The following is a 10,976-nucleotide window of genomic DNA, read 5'->3' as shown; positions in this document are numbered from 1 at the left end:
GATCACGACGAAAGATCACCACCTATGACGAGACGTCACTATTTGCAGGCAGCAATGGTAGGTCTGGCGCTGATGGCATGCGCTTGTAGCACTACACCAGTCAAGCAGTCAGCCAGCATACCTGCTACCACCAGGGCCGAAGTGATGGCGGCCCTGAATCTGGCCAACAGCTACTGGCAACGCAACAATCCACCCGGACAGTCGCCATTCTGGGACATCGCCACCTATCACACCGGCAATATGGAAGCCTATGTCATAACCGGAAATCCTGCCTACCGTGATTATTCGACAGCCTGGGCCGAACATAACCGCTGGCGCTCGGCCAACTCAGACGTCAAGGCCAGCTGGAAATACAACTATGGCGAAACTGATGAACATGTGATGTTTGGCGACTGGCAAGTCAGTTATCAGACGTTTATAGACTTATATAATCTGGACGCCAACAAAGACCCACGCAAGATCGCCCGTGCACGCGAAGTCATGGAATACCAGATGAGCACGCCCAACAATGACTACTGGTGGTGGGTAGATGGTCTGTACATGGTCATGCCGGTCATGACCAAGCTGTATAAGGTCACCGGCGACCGTCGCTACCTCGACAAGCTTCAGGAATATTTTCTTTTTGCTGACCATTTAATGTTCGATAAGGAAAGTAATCTGTATTACCGCGATGCCAAATATCTCTACCCCAAACACAAGAGCGCGAATGGTGGCAAGGATTTCTGGGCACGTGGTGACGGCTGGGTATTTGCTGGCCTGGCTAAAGTATTGGCCGACCTGCCTGCAAGCCATCCCAGCCACGCCTTGTTCGTGCAACGCTTTCAGGGGATGGCCAAGGCCCTGAAATCAGTGCAGCAGGAAGAAGGCTACTGGACCCGCAGCCTGCTTGACCCGGCTCAGGCACCTGGCAGGGAAACCAGTGGCACTGCATTTTTCACCTACGGATATCTATGGGGCATGAACCATGGCTACCTTGATAAAGCCGAATACACACCGGTAGTCACGAAGAGCTGGCACTACCTGAGCACAGTCGCATTGCAGCCTGGCGGCAAGATAGGCTATGTGCAGCCTATCGGTGAACGTGCCATACCGGGGCAGACCATAGACCAGAATTCATTCACTTCCTTCGGCGTCGGGGCCTTCTTGCTGGCTGCGGCTGAAATGATCAGGTTTATTGATCATTAAAGGCGTCGCCCGCCAATCCGGCTCCGGATGGCTTGCCGTAGTGGTATCGTTTATTCCGTCCAGGTTTGCCTCTCCTGTCCTGGACGTTTCACCAAAGGTTACCCTATAGGCCGCCTTTGTTTTTATACAGAGATGATGGCGTAGCGACGCTGATCAACTTCACGTAACTTTATTTACATCATGACCACATATCATCCGCGCAGACGTCTCATCCAGGGTGCAGCAGCAGCCGTTGGCAGCATGCTTTTTCCACTTGCAGGCAAGGCACAGGCGGCAGAGTCGCCGCGCTTCCAGATAGGTCAGAACGATTTTTTACTCGATGGAAAGCGCCTGCAAATTCGTTGTGGCGAGCTGCATTTTGCACGTGTCCCGCGTGAATACTGGCGACACCGCCTGCAAGCCATCAAGGCCATGGGCTTGAACACCGTGTGTGCCTACCTGTTCTGGAATTATCATGAATGGCGCGAAGGCCAATACGACTGGAGCGGCCAGCGCGACGCCGCCGAGTTCTGCCGCATCGCTCAGCAAGAGGGTTTGTGGGTCATCCTGCGCCCCGGCCCCTATGCGTGCGCTGAATGGGAAATGGGAGGCTTGCCATGGTGGCTGCTGAAACATCCCAAAGATAATTTCCTGCGCACACGTGACGATGCTTACGTACAACCGGCACGCCGCTGGATGCATGAAGTAGGCCGTGTACTGGCACCTATGCAGATTACTCAGGGTGGCCCGATTTTGATGGTGCAGGTAGAAAACGAATATGGCTTCTTTGGCGAAGACCTGGAATACATGCGCGTGATGCGCCAGGCTTTGCTGGACGCCAAATTTGACGTACCACTGTTTCAATGCAATCCGACCAATGCGGTCGTCAAGTCACATATCCCTGAGCTATTTTCAGTCGCCAACTTTGGCAGTCAACCCCTGGCTGGTTTCAAGGCGCTCGCCTCGGTACAGCAAGGCCCACTAATGTGTGGGGAATTTTATTCCGGCTGGTTCGACACCTGGGGCTCGCCGCACCGCCGTGGTGATGCCAGCAAGGCAGTGGCCGATATCCAGACGATGCTGAAAGCCAATGGTTCGTTCAGTCTGTATATGGCGCATGGCGGCACCACCTTTGGTTTATGGGGTGGTTGCGACCGCCCTTTCCGGCCTGATACCAGCAGCTATGACTACGATGCACCTATTGGCGAAGCTGGGTGGACAGGCGACAAGTTCAAGGCATATCGTGACGGCATACAGCCCTTCCTGGCTGAAGGTGAAATCTTACCGCCGGCGCCGCCGCGCATGCCAGTGATTGAGATTGCTGCCTTTGCGCTGAAAGAATCAGCCAGCGTATTTGCCAATCTGCCACCGCGCGTCATCAAGACGACATTACCACAACCGATAGAACAGTATGACATCAGCCGTGGTCTGGTGACCTACCGTGTGACGCTACCCGCTGGCCCGGCAGGAATACTCGAAGCGGCCAAGGTGCGTGACCTGGCCTGGGTGTATGTGGATGGCAAGCAGGTCGGCACCATGGATACCCGGCATAATCGCTTTAGGGTTGAACTGGCCGCGCGCAGCAAGCCTGTCACGATGGACATTCTGTTGTACACCATCGCCCGTGTGAATTTTGGAGTGGAAATCCACGACAGAAAAGGCTTGCATGGCCCGGTAGTTTTCAAACCAAAAAATGGCCAACCGCAGGCGCTGGAAAACTGGGAAATCCGCGCCATTGACTTTGATGCCGACGGCAAGCTGCCAGCACTGAAATGGAAGCCTGGACATGCAAAGGGCCCGGCATTCTGGCACGGTAGTTTTGATGTCAGTTCTAGCGGTGATACCTTCCTCGACATGTCGACCTGGGGTCAGGGCGTGGTATGGATCAATGGCCGATGCCTGGGCCGCTACTGGAGTATAGGCCCAACCCAGACCATGTACCTGCCCGGCCCCTGGATCAAACCTGGCCGCAACGACATCGTGGTGCTGGACCTGACCGGACCACAAAGTGCGCGCATAGCTGGGCTAAGCACACCTATCCTCGATCAACTGCATCCCGAACGCGACCTGCCGCGCCCACCAAATACAGCCAAGCCTAAGCTGGATGGCCTGACGCCTGCGCATGAAGGGCAATTCCAAGCTGGCAGCGCGACGCAGGATGTACGTTTCGACAAACCGGTACGCGGGCGTCAGTTGTGTCTGGAGTCACTGGATGCCTTCGATGGCAAACAGTTTGCATCGGTGGCAGAACTGGCCTTGCTTGGCACCGATGGCAAGACACTCAATCAGTCCGGCTGGACCATCGCCTATGTCAGTAGCGAAGAAGCAAATAAGGAAGACGGCTCGGCCTTGAATGCCATCAACGGACAAATCACCGATCATTGGCATACCGCCTACAGTGGCAAGCCACCATTCGGCACTCACCCACACAGATTGATTCTCGACCTGGGTAAACAGGTTGAGGTGGCGGGGATACGTTATACGCCACGTCAGGGTGCCGATAGCGTTACCGGCCGCATCAAGCGTTATCGTGTCTATGTCGCTGATACGCTGGTCGTTCAGGAATAAGCTGAAGAATAAATACCAAAAACCATAACAAGAGGAAGACATGGAACGACGACATTTTATGCGTGCAGTGGTAGCAGGCTCCGCCGTCAGCGGCTTGCTGGCCAGCGGCACACAAGTGCAGGCAGCCCCAACGACCTTACCAGACATCGGCAGCGACCGTGCCTACATGACAGGGCTATTGCAAAAAATGGCAGAGCCGGTGTTGTCTGCGATGGCAAAAGGCGAATTGCAAAAGAAGTTTCAACTGGAGCTTAGCCCGACCTGGGATGGTCGCGACAAGCAGGTCGCCTATCTGGAGTGTTTTGGTCGCCTGATCGCAGGTGCAGCCCCGTGGCTAGCTCTGCCAGAAGACAATACACCCGAAGGCCGCACTCGCAAACGCCTGCAACAAATGGCCTTGCAAAGCTATGCGCATTCGGTAGACCCCAAGAGTCCGGATTATCTTTTATGGAAAGGCCACGGCCAGGCACTGGTCGATTCAGCCTATTTCACCAATGCCCTGATGCGTGCACCCAAGGCATTGTGGGAACCGCTGGACAGCGTCACAAAACAGCGCATCATCAGCGAGATCAAAGGCCTGCGCCGGATAGAACCGCCCTACATCAACTGGATGCTGTTTGCCGCAATGAACGAAGCCTGGCTGATGTCGATAGGTGAAGAATACGACCCCATGCGCATGAATGTCGCCATTCGTAAGATCAATGAATGGTATATCGGTGATGGCTGGATCAAGGATGGCGAAGCCTTTCACTTCGATTATTACAATTCATTTGTGATGTACCCCATGCTGTATGAAGTGCTGGAAGTGCTGGTCAAGTTCAAAGGCCCTTTCTGGAACGCCAAACCTGCAGACTTGCAGGCACAGGCCCTGAAACGCATGCAGCGCTATAGCGAGCATCTGGAACGTTTCATTTCGCCAGAAGGAACTTACCCTCCCATCGGTCGCTCGCTGACTTACAGGACGGCCGCATTCCAGCCGCTGGGGTTGTTGGCATGGCGCAAGCAATTGCCCGCCAGCCTGCCAGAAGGCCAGGTACGCGCCGCCATGCAGGCAGTCCACAAGGCGATCTGGACCGAGCCCAGCAATTTCACCAGCGATGGTTTCCTGACCATAGGTTTTGTCGGCCATCAACCGGAACTGGGCGACTGGTATTCCAATAATGGCAGCATGTATCTGGCATCGGAAGGTTTTCTTTCTCTCGGCCTGCCAGAAACCGATACTTACTGGACCAGCCCGCCGCTGGACTGGACGCAAAAGAAAGCCTTTGGCGGACGCAAGTTCCCCAAGGATTATCCTGTCAGCTACTAGTGCGTGTTGACATATCATTTTAGCCATTCAAAAGAAGCCACAATAGCGAAGAATGAGGCGAAGCGAGAAGCCAACTTGTCATAGCGTGTTGCAATTCGTCTGAATTGTTTGATTCTCGCAAAAAAACGTTCGATTACATTGCGGTTGCGATACTGAAAAGCATCAATTTCTCTTGGCTCTTTCCGGTTCGATTTTGACGGGATCACAACCTTCGCATTTCTCTCTTGAATGCGCGCAATCAAAGCATTGGCATCATAAGCTTTGTCTGCCAGTACTGCTCCTGGCTGTAGGTCTTTGAGTAATGCCTCTGCTTGCGTCACATCATGACAATGACCCCCAGTAAGCAGGAAACGGGCTGCTTCCCCCAAGCCTTCCACACATACATGAATTTTAGTAGTCAATCCCCCGCGAGAACGGCCAAGAGCTTGCTCTCCTTTTTTTTGGCAGCGCCCGTTGCGTGTTGGTGTGCTCTCACCACTGTGCTATCAAGGTACACCTCTTCAAAATCAGCTTCTTCTCGCAACACAGAAAAAATACTTTGCCAACTATCTCGCTCAGACCACCGCGCAAAGCGCGTATAGACCGTGTTCCAGTAGCCAAACTCAACCGGCAAATCTCGCCACGGACTAACTGTGCGGGCTATCCACAACACTGCTTCAATAAACAGCCTGTCATTTCCACCAGCCCTGCCTCCGCCTCCTGTTCGTCCAGGCAACAGCCTCTCTATTCTTGCCCATTGATCGTCACGCAACAACATTCTCGACATCCTTGATTCGCCCAAATTCAAGGACGTCAACATTTTCGGAAAAGTTAACAGCCCTCATGCAAAATAGATATGTCAACACGCCCTAGCTAAAACCGGCAACAGTTTGACGCCACATAACCGATGAAAAACGATGAGCTGAAACCTTAATGAAATCATTGACTTACAGAACTACCCTCACGCCAATGCTCGATCTCCTGCCGTCACTTATTGCACCTAAAACAAATCGACCCCCAGCCAGCAGCCAGTAGGGGCCGTCTTCGATGATGCATACATTGCAGCGATGGGGCGATTTTTCGTCAGTTCTATTATTGATTCCTGCGTGCAGCACAGAGGAAGAGTGCTGCAAGGTTATGCGCTGCAGACTCTAACAGTGCGTCGGTATGTTGAATCGCAAACGCAAGTGTCACGGGTGAGCGCTGAATCGAAAAGCAGCCATCAAATTCGTCAAACAGTTCTGTGCTGCTTGCTATTGCGCCGGACAATAGGGTTACGGGGATATTTTTTTTCTTTGCCAGTCTGGCGACGCAGACAGGGCCTTTTCCCAGGAGTGTCTGGCTGTCGGAGTGACCTTCGCCTGTGATCACCCAGTCGAAGTCCATGCCCGTATCATCCAAACCCAGGACATTCAATATAAATTCAGCACCAGGTTGCAGCCTGCCACCCAGGACCCGAATGGCAAAACCCAAGCCACCAGCCGCACCCGCACCTGCAATACGGGAATGGTCTTCGTTGAGCATGGTGCCGATCCTGGAGGCGAATTTCTGCACCAGACAATCGGCCTTATCGACGTCAATAAGGCCTTTTTGGGTACCGAAAATGTGACTTGCTCCGTTGGGCCCGGCGAGTGGGCTATTGACATCAGTGAGTGCGATCAGACTGACGTTGGATAGCCATGCAGCATCCTCACGCATGGACACCGAGCTTACTTTGTCCAATGTGCCAAGTGTTGGTGCGAACACGTTTCCATGCGTATCTTTTACGTTCACCATTAACTCAGCCAGCAAGCCGACGCCGCCATCGTTGGTTGAAGAGCCACCCAGGCCAACGACGATCGTTTTGTAACCTTGCCCGACCAGTGCTCGCACCGCTTCGCCTACTCCTTGTGTGGTGCGAGCTTCAACTGGCAGTATGGCATCCGGCAGGCCGACAATTTCAGCTACGTCGAAAATCGCAAATACTGGCACTGTGGCGCTGTTGCAAACGCCAAAGGGCAACTCTGTCTCATGACCGTTGGCATTGGTCACGGTAATCGTGCCCCAATGTCCTCCCAGCTTTTGGACTACCGTTCTTGCGGTACCTTCGCCTCCGTCGGCTATCGGTGCCAGCGTGATGACGCTGTTTGGGATTGCCTGTTTCACACCAGTGGCGATATGCTGTGCCACTTCGTGCGCTTGCAGACTGCCTTTGAACGAGTCCGGTGCGATCAGCACCCGCAAAGGCTGGTTGGTATCGTGTGCCATCATGTACCCCTGATGAAGTTTGTTACCCGTTCAAGACACTCTGCGCTGCTCTAGCACCAACTGAACCAGCGTGGCAGCCAACCGCGCCTGAGCACGCTGGCTGGCCCACGCCACATGGGGGGTGCACAGCAGATTTGGAATGTCGGCAGCAAGCAAGGGGTGGTCATGTGGCGGGGGTTCAACTTCCAGCACATCAATCGCCGCGCCGCCGATTGTCTGGTTACGCAGCGCTGATGCCAATGCGAGCGGATCGACCAGCGCACCCCGCCCGGTATTGATGAGGATCGCATCTGGCTTCATTTTTTCAAGTGCGCTTTGTCCGATCAGGCCACGGGTCAAATCGGTCAGCGGGACGTGCAGGGTAAGTGCGTCGGCAACGGCGAGTAAGTTGTCCAGCGGAAGTTCGTCATCGCGTTGCGTTGAGCCGGGTGCCTGGGCGTACAGCACTTGCATTCCTAGTCCCATGGCCAGGCGCGCGGTGGCCTGGCCGATGCGACCACGCCCCACTACTCCCAACACGCTACCGCCCAGGTCGCGGATGCGGGGACCGTTCCAGCAGAACTGGGGGGCCCCCGACCATCGGCCATCAATAGCTGCGGCAGCGTAGGTGATGATGTGGCGGCGCAGTGCAAAGAGCGTCGCGATAACATGTTCGGCCACAGAGTCGGAGCCATAATCTGGTACGTTTTGTACACGGATACCAAGTTTGACCGCTGTGACCAGATCAATGTTGTCTGTACCGGCGGCAGCGACCGCAACCAACTTTAGCTGCGGGCTTGATTCCAGATGCGCAGCGTTGAGTCGGACCTTGTTGGTGATCACTACCGTCGCGCCGCTGATGCGTTCGATAACCTGCTCTGGTGCCGTCGATGGAAACGCCTGATACTGAATTGAATCATCAGGAAAATACAAAGGGCTTGGCAAGGTGCCCGCGTCAAGAAAGACTACTTTCATGATATGACCTATTTAAAAAGTTCAAGGAAGAGTTGACTGTGTGGGTGTCGGACCTCTTTCGAGCTCCCGATGCAGGGTGGGCTCATCAAGCACTTTCTCCCACTTCGACACCACGATGGTGGCGATTCCGTTGCCGATCACGTTGACGAGCGCACCACCTTCCGAGATGAAGCGATAGACGCCCAGCACCAACACCAAACCAGCAACCGGGAATCCCGGTATGGTACCCAGGGTCGCAGCCAGTACAACAAAGGCACCGCCGCTGACGCTGGCCGCCCCTTTGGAGGTCAGCAACAGAATGACCAGCAGGGTGACTTGCTGCCCCAGCGACAAATAGGTGTCTGTGGCTTGGGCAATGAATACCGCCAGTACTGTCATGTTGATGCAACTGCCGTCGAGGTTGAAGGAATACCCTGCTGGCACTATGAGGCCGACAGCAGATTTGTCGCAGCCAAGACGTTCAAGCTTACCCATCAGCCGGGGAAGCGCCGACTCGGACGAGGATGTGCCAAGCACTATCATCAGTTCCTCACGAATATAGCGCAGGAATTTGTACAGGCTGAATCCAGACAGTCTGCAGGTCAGGCCCAGCACCACAACGACGAAAAATACGGCGGTGATATAGTAGGTACCGAGCAAGCGTGCGTAAGAGGTCAGCGAACCTACGCCATACTGACCGATTGTGAATGCGATCGCGCCAAAAGCGCCAATAGGCGATACATACATGACGATACGCACCATGTTGAAGAAGGTGTGAGCGCCGATATCGATCACTTTCAGCATGGGCTGGCCAGTCTCCCCCAGAGCCTGCAGGCCAAACGCAAAAACGATGGAGATAAAAAGGACTTGCAATATATCGCCGTCAGTGAAAGCGCCGAACACGGTTTTGGGTATGATATGGGACAGGAAGCCCACGACGGTTTGGTCATGCGCTGTTTGGGTGAAACCTGCAATCGCCTTGACATCCAGCGTGGCAGGGTCGATATGCATGTCGCTACCTGGATGGAATAAGTTCACCATGAGCAAGCCGATGATTAATGCCAACGTGGTCATCACTTCAAAGTAGACCAGGGCCTTGAGACCCAGTCGCCCGACGGCCTTGATGTCGCCCATGCTTGCGATACCGTGTACCACGGTGCAGAAGATCAATGGTGCCACCATCAGCTTAACCAGCTTGAGGAAATTGTCTCCCAGCGGTTTCATCGAAGTCGCGGTGGATGGCGCGTAGTGCCCGAGCAGTATGCCCAGCACCACGGCGATGAGCACCTGGATATATAGCTGTCGCCACCAAGGCTTGCGTCGGATGATGGCGGGTTTTGCGGGCGCTGGCCCGGCTTGCAGTATGTTGTTCATTCGGTCTGTCTCCTGATATTTTTTGTGGGACCGTCTTGGGATGGTAGTGCTGATTATGTAATCAACTCTGATATTTCAATCAGGTTGAAATCCGGATCGCGGATATAGACCGATCGGATCTTGCTGGTAGCACCAGTGCGTTCCACCGGACCTTCGATGATCGGCCAATGGCAATCGCGCAGATGCGCGATCACGTCGTTGAGCGGTACAGCGGCGATAAAGCACAGGTCAAGCGCACCAGGCACCGGCAGGTGCGCCTTAGGTTCGAATTCCTTTCCTTTCTGGTGCAAATTGATTTTCTGGTTGCCAAAGCGGAACGCGGTGCGGCCCGCGCCAAAGGTTTCGACCTGCATTCCCAATACCTTGGAATAGAAATGCAAGGTCGCTTCAACATCCACACAGGTCAGTACCAGATGGTCGAGATGATCGATGAGTCGCATTGTGTTCACCTTAAGCCCTGAATACTTGAGTCGGCATGCCATTGTTGGCTGGCATTGGGTGCAGTTTCAGACGCGGTCCGGCCTTTAGGAGCTGGCTGGGTACGTCATGTCCAATCAACCCTGGCAACAAGGCAGAAGCGTGCAGGATGCCATTGAGATCGACACCGGTATCATAGCCTTGCAGTTCGAACAGATGCACCAGCTCTTCTGTGCAAACGTTACCCGTCGCCCCAGGTGCATAAGGGCAGCCGCCTAAGCCCCCAACGAGGCGTCGAAGCGGTCTATTCCCGCAGCCACCGCAGCCAGCGCGTTGGCTGCCGCCAGGCCACGAGTGTTGTGGAAGTGCTGGGTCAGTTCCAGTTGCGGGAAACGTGCACGCGCAGCGAAGCTCAGTTCTGCCACCTGGGCCGGATAAGCCATGCCGGTGGTGTCACACAGGGTGACACCGTCGACTCCAAGGTCGGCAAAGCGTTGCATCCAATCCAGCACGGTCGCCACCGGCACATCTCCCTCCATCGGGCAGCCCATTGCCGTCGATAGCGAGACATTGATTGCCACCGGCGTTTGCTTGGCCAAGGTGATTACTTCTTGCAGTTGCGTGAACGATTCTTCACGCGTCATGCGCAGGTTGGTACGGTTATGGCTTTCGCTGACTGACATCACCAAGTTGATCTCATCCACATTACAGGAGAGTGCGCGTTCTGCACCGCGAAGGTTTGGCACCAGCACGGTGTAGATCACGCCCGGCTTGCGGGTTATTTGATGCATCACCGCTTCGGCATCGCGCAGTGCCGGTATCGCGCGCGGCGAGGTGAACGAGGTGACTTCGATCTTGGCATAACCGCACTTGCTAAGCTGGTTGACCAGTGCGATCTTGGCGTCGGTTTCGACGTAAGCTGCCTCGTTCTGGAAGCCGTCACGGGTGGCCACTTCCTGGATGTATAGACGCTGTTTGCTCATAA

The 10,976-nt window shown here is 54.6% G+C and carries 8 protein-coding genes and 1 pseudogene; 3 read left to right on the top strand and 6 right to left on the bottom strand.

The features are described 5' to 3' along the window. Window positions 1–24 precede the first annotated feature (24 nt). From UNDKW_RS20635 to UNDKW_RS20625, 3 genes are all read left to right on the top strand, one after another. Entirely contained in the window at window positions 25–1,185 is a 1,161-nt protein-coding gene (locus tag UNDKW_RS20635; protein WP_162060244.1) for a glycoside hydrolase family 88 protein, read from the top strand. Window positions 1,186–1,365: 180 nt separating this feature from the next. Then, complete coding sequence (locus UNDKW_RS20630; protein WP_162060243.1) at window positions 1,366–3,732, top strand: beta-galactosidase; 2,367 nt, start codon at window positions 1,366–1,368, stop codon at window positions 3,730–3,732. A 40-nt stretch (window positions 3,733–3,772) separates the two neighbouring features. Beyond that, window positions 3,773–5,041 (top strand): DUF2264 domain-containing protein, encoded by a 1,269-nt coding sequence (locus UNDKW_RS20625; protein WP_162060242.1) that lies wholly within the window; start codon window positions 3,773–3,775, stop codon window positions 5,039–5,041. A 14-nt stretch (window positions 5,042–5,055) separates the two neighbouring features. Here the strand turns inward: UNDKW_RS20625 and UNDKW_RS20620 are convergent. The 6 genes and pseudogenes from UNDKW_RS20620 to UNDKW_RS20595 all read right to left on the bottom strand — a co-directional run bounded on the left by UNDKW_RS20620 (window position 5,056) and on the right by UNDKW_RS20595 (window position 10,974). Then, window positions 5,056–5,807 (bottom strand): IS5 family transposase gene (locus tag UNDKW_RS20620; protein ID WP_370529042.1). Its coding sequence is split into 2 segments (ribosomal slippage): window positions 5,056–5,477 and window positions 5,477–5,807, totalling 753 coding nucleotides; the frame shifts between segments, so codons are not numbered across the junction. Window positions 5,808–6,112: 305 nt separating this feature from the next. Further along, entirely contained in the window at window positions 6,113–7,267 is a 1,155-nt protein-coding gene (locus tag UNDKW_RS20615) for a glycerate kinase (RefSeq protein ID WP_232063065.1), read from the bottom strand. Between the two features lie 30 nt (window positions 7,268–7,297). After that, on the bottom strand, window positions 7,298–8,221 hold the full coding sequence (locus tag UNDKW_RS20610) for a D-2-hydroxyacid dehydrogenase (protein ID WP_162060240.1): 924 nt from the start codon (window positions 8,219–8,221) through the stop codon (window positions 7,298–7,300). A gap of 21 nt (window positions 8,222–8,242) precedes the next feature. Beyond that, on the bottom strand, window positions 8,243–9,574 hold the full coding sequence (gene dctA / locus UNDKW_RS20605) for a C4-dicarboxylate transporter DctA (RefSeq protein ID WP_162060239.1): 1,332 nt from the start codon (window positions 9,572–9,574) through the stop codon (window positions 8,243–8,245). Between the two features lie 53 nt (window positions 9,575–9,627). After that, on the bottom strand, window positions 9,628–10,014 hold the full coding sequence (locus UNDKW_RS20600) for a VOC family protein (protein WP_162060238.1): 387 nt from the start codon (window positions 10,012–10,014) through the stop codon (window positions 9,628–9,630). A gap of 10 nt (window positions 10,015–10,024) precedes the next feature. Then, window positions 10,025–10,974, bottom strand: a pseudogene (locus tag UNDKW_RS20595) (hydroxymethylglutaryl-CoA lyase). Window positions 10,975–10,976 lie beyond the last annotated feature (2 nt).

The sequence above is a fragment of the Undibacterium sp. KW1 genome (genome assembly GCF_009937955.1).
Taxonomy (GTDB): Bacteria; Pseudomonadota; Gammaproteobacteria; order Burkholderiales; family Burkholderiaceae_D; genus Undibacterium.
Note: the sequence above shows the minus strand (reverse complement) of the source record. Positions and strands in the feature narration are given on the sequence as shown.